Below are 18,915 nucleotides of genomic sequence, written 5' to 3'. Positions count from 1 at the left end.
TCCCCGGATTTATGAAGTTATGGCAGGGGGCTTGTTTACAGTGTTGAAGCCCTCATGCTATGCTCTTTGTATTTCTCAGCATCCATTATAAAGGAAGATGCGGATGATAGCGAAGGAGTGCATCCTATGATTATAGTAAGCTCCTGCCTGGCAGGCATGAAAGTAAGATACAACGGCACGGCTTGCCTGGATGAGACTATTCAGAAGCTGCTGGACAACAATCAGGCGGTTGCCGTCTGCCCTGAGCTCCTTGGCGGGTTCTCCACTCCGAGAGAACCGGCAGAGATGGTCGGCGGAGACGGGGATGCGGTGCTTGACGGAACGGCTAAGGTCATAGACCGGCTCGGAAATGACGTCACCGGAATGTATATTCAAGGTGCCTATGAGGCACTTGAGCAAGCACGGAGGGTTGAGGCGACAATCGTAGTTCTTAAGGAGAACAGCCCTTCCTGCGGCAGCTCCATGATTTACAACGGGACTTTCACCGGCCTGAAGATTCCCGGCCAGGGTGTGACCTCTGCGCTGCTTAGACGCAGTGGCATTGAGGTCATTTCCGAGGAACAGCTTGCTTCCAGATTGAAGGAATTGGACTCTCTATAGAAATAAGCTGCGGGTTCTGCACAAAAAGGCTGCTGCAGAGGCTTCGAACCTGTGCAACGGCCTTTTTTGGAAGTGGGCTCCTGATCAACTGGAGGAAATCATTATTAATTTCTTTTACTCTTCACTTTCCCTCTGCAAACTGTTCCGATCCTGCTTAAGCCAACGTCCCCAGGACCTTGCCGAACAGGTTAGACAGTTCACTGTTTGTCACCTTGGAGAAGTTCACCGGGGACAACATCGTTTGGACTGTGGCCAGTGGATTGGATTTGCCCGCAGATGTGCTTCTGTTGCTTGCAGCCGATTCAAGACTGCTCTTCAGATGGGCCAGTACGGACTTCATATCCTCTGAAGTCAGACCCGCCTCCAGTGATGTTAACCCGCTTAGCCCGTTTGTACGGGCCATATTATCTGCATGATCAGAGCTGTCTGAGTTGTCCAAGCTATTCAGACCCCAGGCAAAAGCAGGGGTGAATCCGCCCATGGCTTGCAGCATTGCAGGAATTCCGGTAGATGCATTGGCTCTATTCAAAGTATTGACACCGTTATAACCGGCCACAGAAGAATCAGATGAAACGGATTGAAGGAGTGAAGAAAGCGCGTCTCCGCTTAAATAGGAGAGACCATTGCTGCCGAGCAGATTCTGCAATGAGCTCAGACTGCTGCCGGATTCATCAGTAGCTGCCAAAGCGGTTGAATCCATACCAGTAGAGCCTAAGCCCATTTGAATTTGTGCTAACTGAGCTCTCATATCCCCACCGCCGTACAAGGAGCCCTGTATGGAGCCCAGCGAGGCTGGGGAATAGTTATTCGTGAAGTCTTCCCCTCCAGTTTCATCCGTTCCATCCAAATTGAAGAGCAACTTGGCGATTTCATTGAAATCTGCAGCATCTGTACGGCCTGTGCCTTTTACTTCTCCGATGGAGGAGGAACGTGTCCGGGCAGCGGTTGTGTTGCCACTGGTGAGACCGTAGTTGTCGTAATACTTCTTATTGTAATAGTTGTTAATGGATAGTGACATTTGCTGTCCCCTCTCAGTAGATGTTCCTCTATTTTCCTAAAAGCCCACATTACTATATCGGAAAGAAAGCTGAAAAAAAGCTGAAGCCCAGCTGAAAGTATTGGTTCTGGCCCTCCTAAAATGTTACAATATTGTGTTTATTGACAGGTGGTAAAAGACCAGGTTCAGCAGTATAATCGAGTAGTCCTGTATGAAAATCCTGAATAACCAGAAGCGGAGATCATCGTTATGAAACCGATCTATTTGGACCACGCTGCATCAACCCCGGTTCATCCGGAGGTGGCCAAGGTCATGTATAATATGCTGCTTGAGCAATATGGCAATGCGTCCAGTGTGCACACGTACGGACGTTCCGCCAAAAAGATTATCAATGGCGCGCGCGATACCATCGCGGGCTTTTTGGGCTGTGCGCCAGATGAATGGGTGTTCACCAGCGGCGGCACGGAGAGCGATAATCTTGCCCTGTTCGGAGCGGCTGCGGCCTCTGCCCAACAAGGGAAACATATCATTACGACAGCTGTTGAGCATCACGCGGTGCTGCATACCTGCGAAGCGCTGGAGAAGCAGGGTTTCACCGTCACTTATCTGCCAGTAGATGCTGAAGGGCGGGTATCTGCTCTTGAGGTAGAAGCCGCATTGCGCGAAGATACGGTGCTGATCAGCGTAATGTACGCGAATAATGAAGTAGGAACTGTAGAACCTATACAAGAGATTGGCAGATTAGCTGCTGCGCACGGGATTCTGTTCCATGTCGATGCTGTACAGGCACTGGGGATGCTGCCTATTACTCTACGTGAGCTGCCTGTGGATTATATGAGCTTCAGTGCCCACAAAATAGGCGGTCCCCAAGGGATCGGCGGGTTGTATGTCCGGCGCGGTGCCCCGTTGCATCCGAGACAGCACGGCGGACTCCAGGAACGCGGCAGACGGGCTGGAACCGAAAGTCTGGCGAACTCAGCCGGGTTTGCCAAGGCAGTAGAGCTTGCAGTAACCGGGCTGGACCAGCGCAGGGATAAGGCACTTATGCTGCGAACAGCATTGCTGGAGGAGCTGGACCGCCGGATCGGGCGGAAGGGCTACGTGATTAACGGAGACAGGCAGGAATTTTTGCCCGGGATACTGAATTTGAGCTTTCCCGGAGCAAGAACCGATGTGCTGCTGATGAACCTTGATATGGAGGGGATTGCTGCCGCGAGCGGTTCAGCCTGCACCTCAGGTTCTTTGGAAATCTCGCATGTGCTGCAGGCGATGCAGCTTCCGGAGGATCTTTTGAACTCTGCGATTCGATTTAGCACAGGTTTGGGTAATACTAATGAAGAAATGGAGTACGTGGCCCAAAAAGTTGAAACCATCCTGAACCGGCTGCGTAAAAAGGATTAGGCTAAATGTAGCCTCGTTGCCGTTACAGTTTGAGTGCTCTTCAACCTAAGGGAACCCGTAAGTACACTCAAAGTAAAAGGGGACATAAACAGCCATGAAACTTCAAGAAATGATCGGCTTGGCTGTATACGAGGTTGAAGAAGGTAACGAAATTGGCAAAATTGTCGACGTTTTACTGGATTCAAACTGGAATATAACGGGTATTGAACTGGAAAGTAAAACTTTTTTCTCCAGTCATGTGAAAGTTGTGGCATGGGAAGATATCGTCGCTTATGGCGAGGATGCTGTCATGATCCGCAGTAAAGAGTCGATTGTGAAGGCCGACACTGACCATATACCCTATACATTTCTTTTGGGAAAAAATAAATTAAAGGATCTTCAGGTGCTTACGGCATCCGGAACAATACTCGGACGCGTATCTGATGTTTATTTTGACCAAAAGTTGGGAAACACAATAGTAGCGCTGGAAATCAGTGACGGGTTAGTAACTGATTTGATCGAAGGCCGCAAATGGCTGCCTTGTTCTGATGGAATGTCCATTGGGGAGAATTCCGTACTGGTTCCCGCGATGAGCGAAGAACGGCTTCAAAAAGCCATTAATATTGTTAACGGATAGGTGGAATGTTTTATATGAAGTGTCCAAACTGCAACTCCAAGGATATCGGCAAGATCGGTTCCCACCAGTTCTATTGCTGGGGCTGCTTCATCGAACTGACGGTCAACGGCGAGAAAATGTCCGTGTATCAGGTTGAAGAAGACGGCACACTCAGCTCGCTTGACGATTTGTTCTCCGGGGAAGAGATTGCCCAGGATTTCCCGCAGATTCATGCGTCTTCTTAAATCAGTGACAACTGGTTCAGGAGCAGAATTACATATTGCCTAATGCGCCCAAAACTCCTTGCAGCAACATGCGGCAGGGGATTTGGGCGTTTTTTGCGAAGATCACAGAATCTCTAAAGGAAGCTGCCGCAAGAACGAGAAAACGGCGGTTATTTTGCTGCGGGTATACATATACTTATCTAGGAAGCCAGTCCAGAATTACCGCTAGGGAGTGTACATTCATGGAGCAATGGTCCCAAAGTAAATGGTTCCGCCGGATGATCGGAGTACTGCTTGCCCTGATCATATTATATTTCGTTTGGCTCCTCCGTCCGATGTTAATGGGAGTTTTCGTCTTTCTCAAAGCCATCCTTGCGCCGTTCCTGGCGGCTATGATTATCTCGTATGTGCTGAATCCCGTAGTGAGTATGCTCGCCGGGAGAAAAATGCCGCGCAGTGTTGCCGTGTTGCTCATCTATGCCGTATTTCTGACCTCGCTCGCAGTTATTGCCATCAATCTGATTCCGATGTTCATCGAGCAGCTTGAAGAATTGAACGAGCATTTGCCGGAGATGACACTACATGCACAGGGACTCATGCGTAACATGAATAACAGATTGATTCCGCCTGGTGTCGAGATGGGCATGAATAACTGGTTTTTTCAGCTGGAAAACCGACTGGCTGCAGGAATCTCCCATTTTCTCGATAACATTGGTTCGACCATTGGTCTGCTGTTCAATGCCTTTATCGTGCCTTTTCTGGTGTTCTACATTCTCAAGGATTTCGATGTATTCGAACGGACCGTTGTCGCTTGTCTGCCACGCTCGCGCCGCAAGTATATGGTCAAGCTACTTAAGGATATTGATGACGCGCTTGGCAACTACATCCGTGGCCAGTTTTTGGTCTGTCTGATTATCGGGGTACTGGCCTACATCGGCTATGCGATTATCGGCATGCCTTACGCGCTGCTGTTTGCTTGTGTGGTGGCGGTATTCAACATTGTTCCGTATATGGGGCCGTTTCTGGGTGCAGCACCTGCGATTGTAATGGCTTCGACCCTCTCGCTTCGCCTCGTGCTGCTCGTTGCTGTGGTTAACACCCTCTGCCAGATGCTGGAGAGCAACGTCATTTCGCCGCAGGTGGTGGGACGACGGCTGCATCTGCACCCGCTGCTGATTATTTTTGCGCTGCTGGTGGGTGGAGAAGTGGCCGGAATGATCGGTCTGATCCTGGCTGTACCGGTTTTCGCGGCCGGCAAAGTAGTGATTCAGCATTTTCTCGCGTATTATATACGTCGGAAGCCGGTGTAAGCCGAATAATGAGGGCGTATCGCTCATAGATTGCTGATTCACTGCAGCCGCAAGCGGAAATCATTGACTCTAACTGCTTCTTTTGTATATAATGTGGGGAACATTACTGATTAATAATCAGTAAGCATAGCAGTGCGATGAAGAGGAGTATTAATTCGTGAGACCGTTATTGCAGAGAGCCGGCACAGGGTGCGAGCCGGTTAACGGAGAAGAATGAACTCACCTCGGAGTAACGGCGTTAAGCCGCAGGGTCCGCAAGCAGAGGCTTGAAGACCGCGCCTGAACCGTCGTCGATTCACCCCCGTTACCGGGTGTCAAAGTGAGTGGCAGGGTAAAGTATATCCAGCCGCTAACTAGGGTGGTACCACGGGAATTCAAACCTCTCGTCCCTAGCGATAATACGCTAGGGATGGGAGGTTTTTTTGCGGTATTGGGGCCAAGTCCAGCGGAACAGCGAATCCTGAGCTGATCTTGGACTTGGCTGCCCGTCAGGCAAAACGGGTGGATTTAAAAAGTAACAGGGAAACGGAACGAAAAAAAATTTTGGAGCTGTAGAAACAAAGTGTTCGCCTGAAAGCTTTCCCAAGGAAAGCTCACATCGGAAGCATGCGCTATTCTCGGATTTCTACCGCATAGAGCGGTTCAAATCAAGAAATCAGAGAATAACAGCGATCGGAAGCCCAAAACTTTTTTGCAGTAGAGTTCATTCCCTGGCGTTCTTTTAAGCGCAGCAGTTTTAACTAAGTAAGCAACACTCCAAGGAGGAGCATACAATGAGCGACAACAAAGCAGCAAGCACAACAGCCCCCACAGGCTACCGCGCCCAGGTGATTGAGCCGAAATGGCAGAAGTTCTGGGATGAGAACAAGACGTTCAAGACAGGTGAAGAGGTTAACAAGCCAAAATTCTACGCACTGGATATGTTCCCGTATCCTTCAGGCGCAGGGCTGCATGTAGGCCACCCGGAAGGCTACACGGCGACAGACATTGTCTCCCGCTACAAACGGATGCGCGGCTACAATGTGCTGCACCCGATGGGCTGGGATGCCTTCGGACTTCCGGCAGAGCAGTATGCGATGGATACCGGACAGCATCCACGCGAGATTACAGTGAAGAACATTGATAATTTTCGCCGGCAGATCAAATCGCTGGGCTTCTCCTATGACTGGGACCGCGAGATCAGCACAACCGATCCGGAGTATTACAAATGGACACAGTGGATTTTTATCCAGCTGTACAACCGTGGCTTGGCCTATGTGGCAGAGGTGTCGGTCAACTGGTGTGAAGCACTGGGAACGGTTCTGGCAAACGAAGAGGTTATCGACGGAAAAAGCGAGCGCGGCGGCCATCCTGTGGTCCGCAGACCGATGCGCCAGTGGATTCTGAAAATTACGGAGTACGCTGAACGCCTGCTTGAGGATCTGGAAGAGCTGGACTGGGAAGAAAGCATCAAGGATATGCAGCGCAACTGGATTGGCAAGTCGACGGGTGCCGAAGTGATTTTTGCCATTGAAGGTCATGATGCCAGTCTGGAGGTATTCACGACCCGCCCGGATACTTTGTTCGGAGCAAGCTACTGTGTACTGGCACCGGAGCATAAGCTGGTTGATCTTATTACAACAGATGAGCAGAAGGCGGCAGTATCGGAATACCGCGACAAGGCTTCACGCAAGAGCGACCTTGAACGTACGGATCTGGCTAAAGAGAAATCCGGTGTCTTCACGGGTGCTTACGCCGTTAATCCGGTGAATGGTGCTCAGGTGCCGATCTGGATCGCTGATTATGTGCTTGCCGGATATGGAACGGGAGCCATCATGGCGGTGCCGGGACATGACACACGCGACTGGGAATTCGCCAAGCAGTTTGATCTGAAGATCGTTGAAGTAGTACAGGGCGGAAATGTCGGAGAAGAGGCTTACAGCGGCGACGGACCTCATGTGAATTCCGAATTCCTGAATGGTCTGGACAATAAAGAAGCGATTGCGAAGATGATCACCTGGCTTGAGGAAAAAGGCAGCGGCAAAGGCAAAGTAACCTACCGCCTGCGCGACTGGCTGTTCAGCCGCCAACGCTATTGGGGCGAGCCGATTCCGATTCTGCACCTGGAAGACGGCACGATGAAGACGGTCCCTGTAGATCAGCTGCCGCTGCTGCTGCCGGAAGTGGATTCCATCCGCCCTTCAGGCACAGGAGAATCCCCGCTGGCCAATGTGACGGAGTGGGTTGAAACGATAGATCCGGAGACCGGCATGAAGGCACGCCGCGAGACGAACACCATGCCGCAATGGGCCGGCAGCTGCTGGTACTACCTGCGTTATATCGATCCGCGTAATGACAAGGAGCTGTGTTCACCGGAGAAGCAGAAGGAATGGCTGCCCGTTGACCTGTACATCGGCGGAGCCGAGCATGCAGTACTGCATCTGCTGTACGCACGCTTTTGGCATAAGGTTCTGTACGACATTGGTGTAGTGGATACGAAGGAACCGTTCCATAAGCTGGTGAATCAAGGCATGATCCTGGGGAATAACAATGAGAAGATGAGCAAGTCGCGCGGCAATGTCATTAACCCGGATGAAATTGTGGAGGCATATGGCGCGGATACGCTGCGTGTCTATGAGATGTTCATGGGGCCGCTGGAAGCGACGAAGCCATGGAATGAAAAAGGTGTGGAAGGCATTCACCGCTTCCTCTCCCGCGTATGGCGCCTGTTCGTGAATGAGGACGGCAGCATCAGTGCGAAAATTACCCCGGATGGCGGTACCGACGAGTTCAAACGGACCTGGCACAAGACACTCAAGAAGGTCACGGAGGACTTCGAGCACCTGCGCTTCAATACAGCGATCAGCCAGCTGATGATCTTCATCAACGATGCTTACAAGCAGGAGACCTTGTCCGCTGAAGCTGCAGAGCATTTCGTACAGATGCTGTCGCCACTCGCACCACATATCGCGGAGGAGCTGTGGCAGCTGCTCGGTCATGAAGGCAGCATCAGCTATGTGGCTTGGCCGGCTTATGATGAAGCGTTGACTGTAGATGCTGAAGTGGAAATCGTTGTTCAGGTAAATGGTAAAATCGTACAGCGTGCACTGATCCCGCAGGACATGGGTCAAGATGATATGCAGAACCATGCGCTGTCGCTTCCGAATGTGAAGGCAGCCGTCGAGGGCAAAACCGTACGCAAGATCATCGCGGTTCCAGGCAAGCTGGTCAATATAGTAGTGGGTTAAGCGAAGAACGCAATTCTGCCCGCAGCAACGGAGTAATCCGTGCTGCGGGCTTTCTTGGTTTTGGCAGCAGGGTGCCGGTTCCATGCCGGTGGAGGGATTCTAACGGTCGAGCGGCCCCTGAACGATGCCACCCAGACCGAATAAGGTGTCCAGCTTTTCGACATCTTCATCGAATTTATCGTGTGTGGTGAGGATCAGCTGCTCAAAAACCCCTTCCAGACTGGTCCGCAAGTGGCTCAGTGCTTCCGCTGTAATGCCACCGCGTACGGCTACCCGTTCCTGCAGTTCCTGTGGAGTGAAATTACCTTCGGTCAGCAGTTTACCTGTGCCTAGCAGCATTTCACCTGCGAGCCGGCCAAGCAGGACTTCATCTATGCCTGTAGCCTCAACAGCGGCTTCAATCCACCGCTCAAGAAAAAAACTGATGAACGCGGGACCGCAGCTGGAGAAATCAGAGGCAATCCGGGTATGCCTTTCCTGAATTTCCAGTGGAACCCCTATGAAAGACAGCAGCTTCAGCAGCAGGAGCCGATCTTGTTTAGTGAGCCTGCTGCCGAATATGCAAAGTGAAGTTCCGCTTTTGGCACAGTGGGTGATGCTGGGAATGATTTTGGCTATTTTGGACGGCAGCGCGGATTCCAGATGGTATAGCATCACTGGGCTGGTGATCGATACAACTATCTGTTCGCTCCGCAGGCAAGAAGAGATTTCATCAGTCAGGGATTTGAATTCCAACGGTTTAACACAGAGGAAGACGATATCGCTTCCGTCCGCAGTTTCCCTGTTGCTGCCGATGGTGATGTCCGGATGGCGTTTTTGAAGCTGCAGAAGCCTGTTCGGGCTGCGGTTGCTGGCCAGCACATCACATGGCTCAAGCGCACCCGAAGACAGGAAGGCGTCTATAAGCAGACTGCCCATGCTGCCCGTTCCGATAAATCCCACCTTCATCTAGGGTACCCTCCTTTCGGTATGGCTATGGCCTTGCAGGAATACTCTTCGTTAAATGTATGCGCAGGAGTCTTGGACAAATGACAGGTTTCAACTGTATTTTTGAAAATATACGGGTGGATAGTTGTTTACCATAAATTATTTTTTAGAGGAGGACAAGGATATGAATATAAAAGGAATAGCTTCGGTATTCGCTGCTGCCCTGCTTAGTGGTGGATTGGTATGGGCGGCGGACCGGGAAGAGAATAAGGGCATCGGCGGTTGGGAGACGCTGAACATCAGTATGGCCCAGGCGCTGGGCACAGCGGACGAGCCGGGTACAGCAGTAGCCGCTGGTGGGAAAAATGAGAAGGGCATTGGGGATCAAACAGATGAACAGAATAAGGGTGAAAGAGCAGATGCCGTGGTAACAGGCGATGTGGCTGGAGGTACGGTGACAGGAGGTAGGCCAGCGGCAGGGGACAATGCGGCCGAATCAACTGGAACCGCAGGGGTTGGAGCTACGGGAGCATCTATTGAAAGCAACGCGGGAACCGCAGGGTCCAGCGGAACAGCAGCAGCAGGGAACGGCGCAGCAGCCACAGCAGTTGCAAGCGAAGCAGATGCTTCGGGGAGCACAGTACCTTCAGGGCAGGCTTCCGCAGAAGGCAAAATAAATGTTAACACAGCAGATGCTGCTGCCCTGATGAATCTGCCTGGCATTGGGGAGAAGAAGGCGCAGGCGATTATAGACTACCGCAGCAGCAAGGGGGCTTTTCGCAGCTTAGCGGATTTGGGTGGGGTGAAGGGAATCGGGCCGAAGATGCTGGAAAAGCTGAAACCGCTGGTAGCTTTTTAAGCTAGGCGAAGCAGCTATTGCAGGTCTGATATTCATTAAGCAGACTGTGCTAATTAAAGCGGAAGGGACAGGTTTTTCCGTATCCGATGTCCTAGTGAAACACCGCCGCAATATGCTACAATAATGAACAACTATCAAAGAGAAAGTGGAGATAACTAATGACTGTAGCCTACCGCAAAAATTGGGATACTTACTTCATGGATATTGCCTGCATGGTCTCCACACGTTCGCGTTGCTCCCGCCGCCATGTCGGTGCGGTTCTGGTACAGGGCAAGAAGCTGCTGGGCACAGCCTATAATGGCGCCCCAATGGGTGTGCCGGATTGCTCAGAAGCAGGCTGCATGGTCTCGGAGCAATATGAACGTGAAGTGGTTAATGGTGTGGAGACGATGGTGATGAAGCAGCGCTGCATCCGCACCATTCACGCCGAGCAGAATCTGCTGCTGTTCACAGACCGGAGCGACCGGGAGGGCAGCACTGTCTATGTCACGGACGAACCTTGCTGGACCTGTGCCAATATGCTGGCCAACAGCGGAATTGTAGAGATCGTCTATCTGCGCCCTTACCGCAAAGATATGGAGAAGGTGGAGGCCATGCTGGGCTCCAAAGGCATCATCTTCCGGCAATTGGAGAATTATGAGCCGCCCAAGGAAACGATGATCACTGTCTCGGAATAACAGGAAGGCGCATTAACTGAAATAAAGATAAGCATCAGGGGAAGAACCTCTGTACACGCGATTGTTGCGTATGCAGGGGTTCTTTTTTGGCTGCATCCGCATGTAAGAGTCACAGTTCGCTTACGGCTATGAGGACTACAATATTCAAATACGAGGAGGAATATGGATGAAAAAAAGGCCGCTGTTAAGCTTTGCAGTGTGCTGGGTCGCGGGCAGTGTAGCGGGCTGCTTGTTTTCGGGGCATGAGCTTTTAATGTACATAGCGGGTGGTCTGCTGCTGCTTGCAATCGGTGCTGCCAGCGGGAGAAGCGGGTGGAAAATCGCTGTAGTGTTAGGACTGTCAATGGTTGCGGCTGCCCTGTACTGGGAATGGAACGAAGGAAGAAATGTCAGTCTGCTTCCGGGTGCATGGGAACAATCGGAGACAGAGCTGAATGAGTCTTATGTAAGCGCGGATGGAGTAATCGTCTCCCCTGTGGAGCGGGATGGAGACCGTGTGAGCTTTACGGTGAAGCTGTCACGGATGGGGCTAAGCGGAACCGGCGAAAAAGTTTTTGCGCAGAATCAGCGGGCGGACCGGGACCCGGGAGCAGATGCGGCAGGCGAACGGATCGCTGTACAAATCAAGCTTCAGGCTGAACCGGAGATTGCTGTGGCTGCCGGATGGAAGAGAGGAGATCGGGTAGTCATTCAGGGAGAGCTGGAGCAGCCGGGGGAGGCGCGGAATTTCGGCGGTTATGATTACCGCTCCTATTTGCTGACGCAGAGAATTCACTGGCTGCTCAAGGGGGAAGGTACGGCAAGCGTACAGGCTTCGCCTCCTGCCTCCTGGCGCCCTGCCAGCATTCTGCGCTGGAACGATACGGTGCGGGCTGCCCTTGGGGCGGAGATGGACCACTTGTTCCGGGAGCCGCATGCAGGATATATGAAAGGCCTGGTCCTGGGCATACAGGACGATTTGGATGAGGAAACATTCAAGCAGTTCTCGCAGCTGGGTCTGACGCATATTCTGGCGATCTCAGGAATGCATGTCGCGGTGTATGTCGGCGTGATCTTGTTCATCCTTAGACGCTGCCGCCTTACCAGAGAGACAGCCCTCACTGTCACTCTACTACTAGTGCCTGTATATGTGCTGCTGTCCGGTGCCGGGCCATCCATTGTGCGGGCAGGCATCATGAGTATGATTGCCCTGCTGGCTGCCCGGTTCGGCATGCTGAAGGACGGGATGAATATTCTCGCAGCCGCGGCGCTGATCATGCTGGTCTGGAATCCGTATTTGCTGCTTAGCGTAAGCTTTCAGCTCTCTTTTCTCGTGACGGCAGGACTCATGATCTATGTTCCTCTGGTGAACCCGCTGCTGCGCAGACTGCCCCGCTGGCTGGGCGGTGCCGTGTCCGTTACTTTGATTGCACAGCTGGTGTCTTTTCCGCTGACCATCTTCTATTTTAATCAGTTTTCATTGCTCTCCTTCGCTGCTAATTTGGTATTTGTCCCTTTTATTACGTTCCTGGTGCTGCCGGTGGGGACACTTGCGCTGCTGCTTAGCCGGCTCTGGGATACGGCTGCTGGTGTAACCGCTCATGTTGCTGAACTGCTGAATGATGCCACTTTTCGCGCTGTGGAGTGGACAAATGGATGGTCCGGGGGTGTAACGATCTGGAGCTCTCCTACTTTGCTGTGGATGGGGTTGTATTATGGCCTCCTCTATGGTGTGCTCTACACCATGCAGCGGCGTACAGAAGCGCGGCTGGCTCCACAGGCCATGGAGGATGAAACGAAGCCGCTGGCGGCGCTGGATCAACCGGCGGATGGCAGAGGAATAAGGCGTGCAGGGATATGGAGCGGAGCCGGGAGTAATGCGGAGCAACTGCACTTTCAGATGCCGGACTCCTTGCGCTGGAGCGGAAGGGCTATCCTAATCGGTATAGCTGCAATGGTTCTGCTGTTGTATCGGGGCTATCACTCGGAGCACCTGGGCGGTGCCGGACGGGTGAGCTATCTGGATGTTGGGCAGGGCGACAGTATTTTGATCACCACCCCAGGTGGAGCCCATATTCTCGTGGATGGTGGAGGCACTGTCAGCTTTGGCAAAAAGGAAGCATGGCGCGTCCGCCGAAGCCCGTTCGAGGTTGGAGCCAAAACCCTGCTGCCGCTTTTGAAGCAGAGGGGCATTCACAGGCTGGACGCCATCATTCTGACTCATGGCGATCAGGACCATGCCGGAGGACTCCAGGCGGTGCTTGAGGGACTACCCGTCTCGGCACTGCTGTTCAATGGAACATTGGCCAAGGGGGAGCACTACAGCAAGCTAATGAATACAGCGCTTACGGCAGGCGTCCGGCTGTATCCGGTGCAGCAGGGGCAGGTACTCGCTCCGGATGACAAGACGGAGCTGATGTTCCTCTGGCCGGACCCGCACAAGGCAGGGGAGGCCGTGCTTCCGGAGGTGGAGGAACAGAATCACGAATCCGTCGCCTTCCGGCTGCAGATGAACGGCCGGAGTTTTCTTTTTACAGGGGATATGGATAAGGCGGCGGAGGATGCAATTCTGCATGGCGGAACAGAGGCCGGGATCAGAAGCAGCGGCCCGATTGAGGTGCTGAAGGTAGCCCATCATGGCAGCAAAACAGCAACGGGCGCTGCCTGGCTGAACTTCTGGAAACCCGGTGCAGCCGTAATTTCCGCAGGAGTTAATAATCTCTATGGACATCCGAATGGCGATGTGTTGAAGCGTCTGGCTGACAGCAGCACCGCTGTGTACCGGACCGATCTGCAGGGTGAGATCCAGATGGAGGTCCGGCCGGAGGGGATCACCGTGCGACATAAGCTGGAGCCGCAGGCTCCTTGATCTTAGCTTTTTTATTGGGAAATCCGTGCTTGGCCCAAGATTTTATAATTATTCCTGAAACCGGAGGGAACCATTTGCAGCCTGAAGAGTCTTATTAGGCGAGGGGTGAGAGAGATGCAGAGCAAAGAATTGCCTTATGCGGTAGCCTATACGCCAACCATGACGCTGCGGGAAATGATGGAGACTTACGGGTCCGATGTATGGCATTATGCTTTTTTTCTGACCCGCAGCCGGGAGCAGGCAAATGATATCAGCCAGGAGGTGTTTCTGAAGGCGTACAAGGGGATCGGCAAGTACCGCGGTCAATCTACGATAAAAACCTGGTTGCTGACAATTACACGCAATACGGCGTTCAGCTTCAGACGGAACAGCTTCTGGCACAGATTCAGTCCGCTTGGAGACCGGCAAGGCCCCGGGCAGGCATCTTCCGCAGAAAAAGAAGCACTAGGCAACCATGTGGTCAGCCGGATCTGGGAGATCATCCTGGCGCTGCCGGATAAGCACCGGGAGGTGCTGGTGCTGGATATCCAGCAGGACTTGTCTGTGGCGGAGATGTCAGCTCTGCTCGGAGTAGCTCAGGGGACAGTCAAATCCAGGCTGGCGCGGGCCAGGGACAAAGTTAGAGCGGCGATGAAGGAGGAGGACTTATGAGATCAGGAGATGAAGAGAAAGACAATGTGGTAATGACCGGAGCAAAAGACTGGTATACCAAGGCCGGACGCAGCCCTTTTGCAGAGGATGGCTTTACCCCGGAGCTGATGGCACGGATAGAAGCAGCTGCAGGCAGTAAGGGGGAAGCGAAGTCTAAATTCCGTTCCGGCAAAAACCTCGGCCTCACCTGCCTGGCCGCTCTCATGGTGCTCGGTGTTCTGATCTGGCCGCTGGGTGGCAAAGGAAATGTTGCCGGGCAGCTGTCCTCGCTCTGGGAGAAGACCACGGGCGCGGCGGTTCAGCCCACACCCTCCCCTTCAGCAGCCTCACAGGGATTAGGGTTGAACATGAGCTCCGCAGAGTTTGAAATCGGCGGATTGAAGTACTATATGCCCATGCCGCTTGATCGAAATAAGTCGCGGGCTTTTGCTGTTGAGACATCTGCAGGGATTGTATGGTCACCTCCACCGCCAATGGTAGATTACATGAAGCCGAAATATACACATAACACAGAACCATACACCCTGTATTTGACCCCCAAAGGTCATTCGGAGCTGTCAGCCGCTACAGCCAAAAGAATATATACTTTTCCGCTGTATGCAGGCGGGGCACAGACCTATTTTGATTTAGGATACATCTATGGCGCCGGAGATTACCTTCTGTTTTCCCACAGCACTTATACGCTGGGGGCAGAGCGGGTACCTAACACAGGCAAGTTTTCCATAATAGATATCAGAAAGGCTGAGGCCGGAGAGTTGATAGTTCCCAGAGAACTCCTGGCATTTGATTCATCTTTTACTTTATCTTTATACTATTCCTTCATGGCTATTGATCCGGACAGAGAGGAAGTACTGCTGGTCAATTATACTGAGGATGGAAAAGATGGATATACGCAGCATAGTAAGCTTCTGGACATTGCAACCGGGAAGTCACAGGTGCTCACAGGGACCATCACCATGGAGAAGAAAGAACGGCCTGCTAAGATTCATAATAGCGCAATTGCTATGGATACCCATGAGGATTATTTCGTGGCCCATTATGAAGTAAAGGGGGAGGAGCGTACGGTAGCGATCAATATACGGAGCGGCCAGCAGTGGTTCTACGATTGGTGGTATAAAGAATACGGCCAGAAGATCGAGCCGTCTGCAACACCTAGTAAATAGCTTATCCACTAATCTCAATAATGATTACTAGATAATTTACTAAAAAAAAGCTATACTTTCTGAGTGAGTTCGGAAAGTATGGCTTTTCTGCGTGAATTCGCTCTGGCCGAGCGGTTTGGGAAAGCCGGTATTTTCTATATAGAGTGGAGCGGAAAAGATGAAGAAGCTGACGATTGAAGATGTCGCCCAAAAGGCGGGAGTATCCAAAAGCACGGTCTCGCAATTTCTGAATAAACGGTTCAAATATATGAGCGAAGCGACCAAAAACCGCATTGCCGACGTAATCGAGGAGCTGAATTATCAGCCTAACGGGCTAGCCCGCAGTCTGAAGCAGAACCGCACGCATATGGTTGGTATTATTGTGGCGAATCTCGATTATTCGCTGTCCATCCAGTGCATCCGGGCGATCGAGAATGAGCTGCAGCGCCATGGCATCCAGGTGATCATCTGTAATAGCGATGAGAATGCGGATAAAGAAAATACACATGTAGAGGCGCTTGTGGCCCGCCAGGTGGACGGGTTGATTATTTTTCCGACCGGAGACCATCCGTCTCCCTATACCCGGCTGATCGAAGCGGAATATCCGCTTGTATTCATGGACCGGCTGGTAGAAGGGATCACGACCCAGAGTCTGCTGCTCGACAACGAAATGGCCGTCAAAACAGCCATCAAAGAGCTGACCGGGAAGGGCCATGAGAATATCGCCATCTTGTCGCTCCCGCTTGGCGAGCATGCGATCACCCCCCGTAAGGAGCGGATGAGCGGCTACAAAAAGGCCATGGAGGAAGCCGGGCTCAGGATGAATGATGAGTACGTGCGCAGTGTGCCAAGAGAGGCTATTGCTTCCGCGCTGGATGAGCTGTTAAGCCTGCCGCAGCCGCCAACGGCGCTGCTCGCAGCCAACGATCTGGTGCTGGGGGAGATCCTGAAATATGCGAACCGCCATTCCATTGCAATCCCCGGCCAATGGTCGGTGATTGGGATTGATGACGCCGAATTTGCCCGGATCTACAATCCGGCTATCACAACCATCCGGCAGCCTGCCTATGAGATGGGAATGCAAGCCGCCAAAATTATGCTTTCTCTGATTGAGGATCAGGGGGACGCCATGCCGATCACGTACAGGTTCCCTCCAGCGCTGCAGCCGGGGCAATCCGTACAGGCTCCAACGCCAACCAAGTAAAACGATTTGTTCATAAGCCCCGGCGTTATCATGGGAAAAAGCCCTACACGGTCTGTCAAAGACTGTGTAGGGCTTTTATAGTATGAGCTGTTTCATCGGGATGGGTGTGCATATAGAGTGCAGCACTTGTTTGGAAGCAGCCTGCTTACACGCCTGCCTTCATAAACTTTTCCAGCCCGTCCCGGGTAGGCAGTCCATCCATGTCTCCGGGAGACATCACGGCGAGTGCGCCAATAGCATTACCGCGTTTCACGGCCTCGGCTACGGTCAGCTTTTCCAGCATCGCGCTGATTACACCGACTGCAAAGCCGTCTCCGGCGCCTACAGTATCAACAACGGTTTCTACCTTGAAGCCGTCGACATAACCTTCTTCACCAGCAGCCGTTTTGTAATATGCGCCTTCAGGACCGAGCTTGATAACCACCAGCGATACACCGCGCTCCAGGTAATAGCCGGCAATTTCTTCTGGAGTCTCAAGGCCTGTAAGGGTTTTGCCTTCGCTGAGGCCCGGCAGGAACCAGTCGCAGCGTGTAGCCAGATCGTTAATGGTGTTTACCATGGTTTCTTTGTCCGGCCAGAGGGTTGGGCGCAGATTCGGATCAAGGGAGACGGTTTTTCCGCTCTTCTTCATAAATTCCATGGCATGCAGCGAGAATTCATGGCAGGTCTTCGATAATGCCGAAGAGATGCTTGTAACGTGCAAATGCCCTGCGGAAGCGAAATACGCCTCATCGAAATCGGCCAGACTCAGCTTGGAGGCCGCGGAATTTTTGCGGAAATATTCAACCTTGGGATCACCGGTCAGCACCTTGGATTTGATCAGCATGCCGGTTGGGAATTCTTTGGTGTACGTGATGCTGCCGGTATCAATCTGCTCTTTATTCAGCGCACCAACTATAAATTGGCCGAAGTTGTCCTCGCCAAGTTTCGTTACATACCCGGTTTTGTGCTCAAGACGTGATAATCCGGTAGCCACATTGCTCTCTGCACCGGCCAGCGCTTTGGAAAAAGAAGTAACCTCGTGCAGCGGCCCCGTCTCATTGGCATAAAACATAGCCATCGGCTCTCCGAATGTAACTGCATCCAGCTGTTTACTCATGAATATTTCCTCCTCGGGGTAGCTTACAACCCCTGTATAAATGATTTGTAATTTGAAATTATCATATAAATCGGTTTTCTACAATAAGACACCCCTCACTCAAATGAATTTTTTTAATATGATCACATTGGATAGGGTGGATAATCCCTTATTATAAAAGGGTTTTTGTAGTTGTTGAGAGAATTTTTCGTTCTGTTCACATAAAAACATATTGACGTAAGAAGACATTGTTATTACTATTTTCTTATAAGGTTTTGGCTTTTGATTAGTAAATTAGATAAAATTATTTACCTAAATTAATGTTCTAAATATCAAGGATTTAACGAAAGGGAGATTTATAATGAAGAAGATAAAAGTATTGCAGAACATCACAAACGTTGGCGTGGTAGCTGTAATTCGCGCCGACCATGCAGACGATGCTTTCAAAATGTCCGCAGCCTGCATCGAAGGTGGTCTGAATAACATTGAAGTAACCTTTACCACTCCGGATGCCGACGTAGCAATCAAACGGCTGGTAGCCGAATACGGAAGCCAAGCAGTGATCGGTGCAGGTACAGTACTTGATCCTCTTACGGCAAGAATCGCTATTCTGGCAGGTTCGGAATTTGTGGTCAGTCCTTCTTTTGAAGAAGAAACCGCCAAAATGTGTAATCTCTACGGTATCCCGTATATGCCGGGCTGCATGACACTCAATGAAATGAAAGAAGCACTGAAGCTGGGTGTGGATGTATTGAAGCTGTTCCCGGGCAGCGCCTTCGGACCGGATTATGTCAAAGCCGTTAAAGGACCCATGCCGCATGTCAACATTATGCCTACAGGTGGCGTGGATCTGAACAACATGGAAAAATGGATTTCAAACGGCTGCATCGCTGTAGGCATCGGTGGCAACCTGACCGCTCCAGCCAAGGAAGGCCGCTACGACCAGATCACTGAGCTTGCCGCCAAGTATGTGGCGAAGTTCAAGGAAATTAAGGGCGCTTAAATCCCGCACTCATTAACAACTCTACAAAGATTCATTTACACAGCAGCCGGTTTGCACCTTAAAAGGGTACAGGCCGGCTGTTTTGCATCTTTTTGATTTCACTTTTGTTACAATCTTTCTATAAAAGAGTATTTGAATGATTGAAGCTTCCCCTGTATGCTTAGTAAGGATT

The 18,915-nt window shown here is 51.6% G+C and carries 16 protein-coding genes and 1 other annotated feature; of the genes, 13 read left to right on the top strand and 3 right to left on the bottom strand.

The window, feature by feature from the left end; translation table 11 throughout:
• The first annotated feature begins 126 nt into the window (after positions 1-126).
• Entirely contained in the window at positions 127-600 is a 474-nt protein-coding gene (locus A3844_RS05205) for a 2-thiouracil desulfurase family protein (protein WP_074106817.1), read from the top strand.
• Positions 601-754: 154 nt separating this feature from the next.
• Here A3844_RS05205 and A3844_RS05200 read toward each other — a convergent pair whose 3' ends face one another.
• Positions 755-1,618, bottom strand: a complete 864-nt coding sequence (locus A3844_RS05200; RefSeq protein ID WP_074106781.1) for a hypothetical protein — start codon at positions 1,616-1,618, stop codon at positions 755-757.
• 228 nt (positions 1,619-1,846) lie between these two features.
• On the opposite strand from A3844_RS05200, the gene A3844_RS05195 reads away from it, so the two are divergent.
• The 5 genes from A3844_RS05195 (at position 1,847) to leuS (ending at position 8,354) form a co-directional block, all read left to right on the top strand.
• Positions 1,847-2,998, top strand: a complete 1,152-nt coding sequence (locus A3844_RS05195) for a cysteine desulfurase family protein (protein ID WP_074106780.1) — start codon at positions 1,847-1,849, stop codon at positions 2,996-2,998.
• Positions 2,999-3,092: 94 nt separating this feature from the next.
• A complete protein-coding gene (locus A3844_RS05190) occupies positions 3,093-3,614 on the top strand; it encodes a PRC-barrel domain-containing protein (protein WP_074086289.1) in 522 nt (173 codons plus the stop codon).
• Positions 3,615-3,628: 14 nt separating this feature from the next.
• On the top strand, positions 3,629-3,838 hold the full coding sequence (locus tag A3844_RS05185) for a hypothetical protein (protein WP_042179559.1): 210 nt from the start codon (positions 3,629-3,631) through the stop codon (positions 3,836-3,838).
• Between the two features lie 221 nt (positions 3,839-4,059).
• Complete coding sequence (locus tag A3844_RS05180) at positions 4,060-5,127, top strand: AI-2E family transporter (protein ID WP_074086290.1); 1,068 nt, start codon at positions 4,060-4,062, stop codon at positions 5,125-5,127.
• Positions 5,128-5,255: 128 nt separating this feature from the next.
• Positions 5,256-5,521 (top strand) — a binding site (T-box leader).
• Positions 5,522-5,900: 379 nt separating this feature from the next.
• The gene (gene leuS / locus A3844_RS05175; RefSeq protein ID WP_074106779.1) at positions 5,901-8,354 is read left to right on the top strand and encodes a leucine--tRNA ligase; all 2,454 of its coding nucleotides are present in this window, start codon (positions 5,901-5,903) and stop codon (positions 8,352-8,354) included.
• A gap of 99 nt (positions 8,355-8,453) precedes the next feature.
• Here leuS and comER read toward each other — a convergent pair whose 3' ends face one another.
• Positions 8,454-9,302 (bottom strand): late competence protein ComER, encoded by an 849-nt coding sequence (comER, locus tag A3844_RS05170; RefSeq protein ID WP_074101925.1) that lies wholly within the window; start codon positions 9,300-9,302, stop codon positions 8,454-8,456.
• A gap of 163 nt (positions 9,303-9,465) precedes the next feature.
• Between comER and A3844_RS05165 the strand changes: the two genes are divergently transcribed.
• From A3844_RS05165 to A3844_RS05140, 6 genes are all read left to right on the top strand, one after another.
• A complete protein-coding gene (locus tag A3844_RS05165; RefSeq protein WP_074101924.1) occupies positions 9,466-10,140 on the top strand; it encodes a ComEA family DNA-binding protein in 675 nt (224 codons plus the stop codon).
• A 158-nt stretch (positions 10,141-10,298) separates the two neighbouring features.
• Entirely contained in the window at positions 10,299-10,817 is a 519-nt protein-coding gene (locus A3844_RS05160; protein ID WP_074086294.1) for a deoxycytidylate deaminase, read from the top strand.
• A 166-nt stretch (positions 10,818-10,983) separates the two neighbouring features.
• Complete coding sequence (locus A3844_RS05155; RefSeq protein WP_074106778.1) at positions 10,984-13,665, top strand: ComEC/Rec2 family competence protein; 2,682 nt, start codon at positions 10,984-10,986, stop codon at positions 13,663-13,665.
• 114 nt (positions 13,666-13,779) lie between these two features.
• A complete protein-coding gene (locus tag A3844_RS05150) occupies positions 13,780-14,316 on the top strand; it encodes an RNA polymerase sigma factor (RefSeq protein ID WP_074106777.1) in 537 nt (178 codons plus the stop codon).
• Positions 14,313-15,479, top strand: a complete 1,167-nt coding sequence (locus A3844_RS05145; RefSeq protein WP_074101921.1) for a hypothetical protein — start codon at positions 14,313-14,315, stop codon at positions 15,477-15,479. Before A3844_RS05150 ends, A3844_RS05145 begins: the two co-directional genes overlap by 4 nt.
• 157 nt (positions 15,480-15,636) lie before the next feature.
• Entirely contained in the window at positions 15,637-16,662 is a 1,026-nt protein-coding gene (locus A3844_RS05140; protein ID WP_074106776.1) for a LacI family DNA-binding transcriptional regulator, read from the top strand.
• Positions 16,663-16,807: 145 nt separating this feature from the next.
• Here A3844_RS05140 and A3844_RS05135 read toward each other — a convergent pair whose 3' ends face one another.
• The gene (locus A3844_RS05135; protein WP_074106775.1) at positions 16,808-17,761 is read right to left on the bottom strand and encodes a sugar kinase; all 954 of its coding nucleotides are present in this window, start codon (positions 17,759-17,761) and stop codon (positions 16,808-16,810) included.
• A 340-nt stretch (positions 17,762-18,101) separates the two neighbouring features.
• Here A3844_RS05135 and A3844_RS05130 point away from each other — a divergent pair, with 340 nt between their 5' ends.
• Positions 18,102-18,743, top strand: a complete 642-nt coding sequence (locus A3844_RS05130; protein ID WP_074086300.1) for a bifunctional 2-keto-4-hydroxyglutarate aldolase/2-keto-3-deoxy-6-phosphogluconate aldolase — start codon at positions 18,102-18,104, stop codon at positions 18,741-18,743.
• Positions 18,744-18,915 lie beyond the last annotated feature (172 nt).

It is taken from the genome of Paenibacillus helianthi (assembly GCF_001909055.1).
Lineage (GTDB): Bacteria > Bacillota > Bacilli > Paenibacillales > Paenibacillaceae > Paenibacillus_AQ > Paenibacillus_AQ helianthi.
Note: the sequence above shows the minus strand (reverse complement) of the source record. Positions and strands in the feature narration are given on the sequence as shown.

Bases quoted from the DNA above. Each gene is read 5' to 3' on its own strand.
- A3844_RS05205 (WP_074106817.1), top strand. From the start codon at position 127: ATGATTATAGTAAGCTCCTGCCTGGCAGGCATGAAAGTAAGATACAAC.
- A3844_RS05200 (WP_074106781.1), bottom strand. From the start codon at position 1,618: ATGTCACTATCCATTAACAACTATTACAATAAGAAGTATTACGACAAC.
- A3844_RS05195 (WP_074106780.1), top strand. From the start codon at position 1,847: ATGAAACCGATCTATTTGGACCACGCTGCATCAACCCCGGTTCATCCG.
- A3844_RS05190 (WP_074086289.1), top strand. From the start codon at position 3,093: ATGAAACTTCAAGAAATGATCGGCTTGGCTGTATACGAGGTTGAAGAA.
- A3844_RS05185 (WP_042179559.1), top strand. From the start codon at position 3,629: ATGAAGTGTCCAAACTGCAACTCCAAGGATATCGGCAAGATCGGTTCC.
- A3844_RS05180 (WP_074086290.1), top strand. From the start codon at position 4,060: ATGGAGCAATGGTCCCAAAGTAAATGGTTCCGCCGGATGATCGGAGTA.
- leuS (WP_074106779.1), top strand. From the start codon at position 5,901: ATGAGCGACAACAAAGCAGCAAGCACAACAGCCCCCACAGGCTACCGC.
- comER (WP_074101925.1), bottom strand. From the start codon at position 9,302: ATGAAGGTGGGATTTATCGGAACGGGCAGCATGGGCAGTCTGCTTATA.
- A3844_RS05165 (WP_074101924.1), top strand. From the start codon at position 9,466: ATGAATATAAAAGGAATAGCTTCGGTATTCGCTGCTGCCCTGCTTAGT.
- A3844_RS05160 (WP_074086294.1), top strand. From the start codon at position 10,299: ATGACTGTAGCCTACCGCAAAAATTGGGATACTTACTTCATGGATATT.
- A3844_RS05155 (WP_074106778.1), top strand. From the start codon at position 10,984: ATGAAAAAAAGGCCGCTGTTAAGCTTTGCAGTGTGCTGGGTCGCGGGC.
- A3844_RS05150 (WP_074106777.1), top strand. From the start codon at position 13,780: ATGCAGAGCAAAGAATTGCCTTATGCGGTAGCCTATACGCCAACCATG.
- A3844_RS05145 (WP_074101921.1), top strand. From the start codon at position 14,313: ATGAGATCAGGAGATGAAGAGAAAGACAATGTGGTAATGACCGGAGCA.
- A3844_RS05140 (WP_074106776.1), top strand. From the start codon at position 15,637: ATGAAGAAGCTGACGATTGAAGATGTCGCCCAAAAGGCGGGAGTATCC.
- A3844_RS05135 (WP_074106775.1), bottom strand. From the start codon at position 17,761: ATGAGTAAACAGCTGGATGCAGTTACATTCGGAGAGCCGATGGCTATG.
- A3844_RS05130 (WP_074086300.1), top strand. From the start codon at position 18,102: ATGAAGAAGATAAAAGTATTGCAGAACATCACAAACGTTGGCGTGGTA.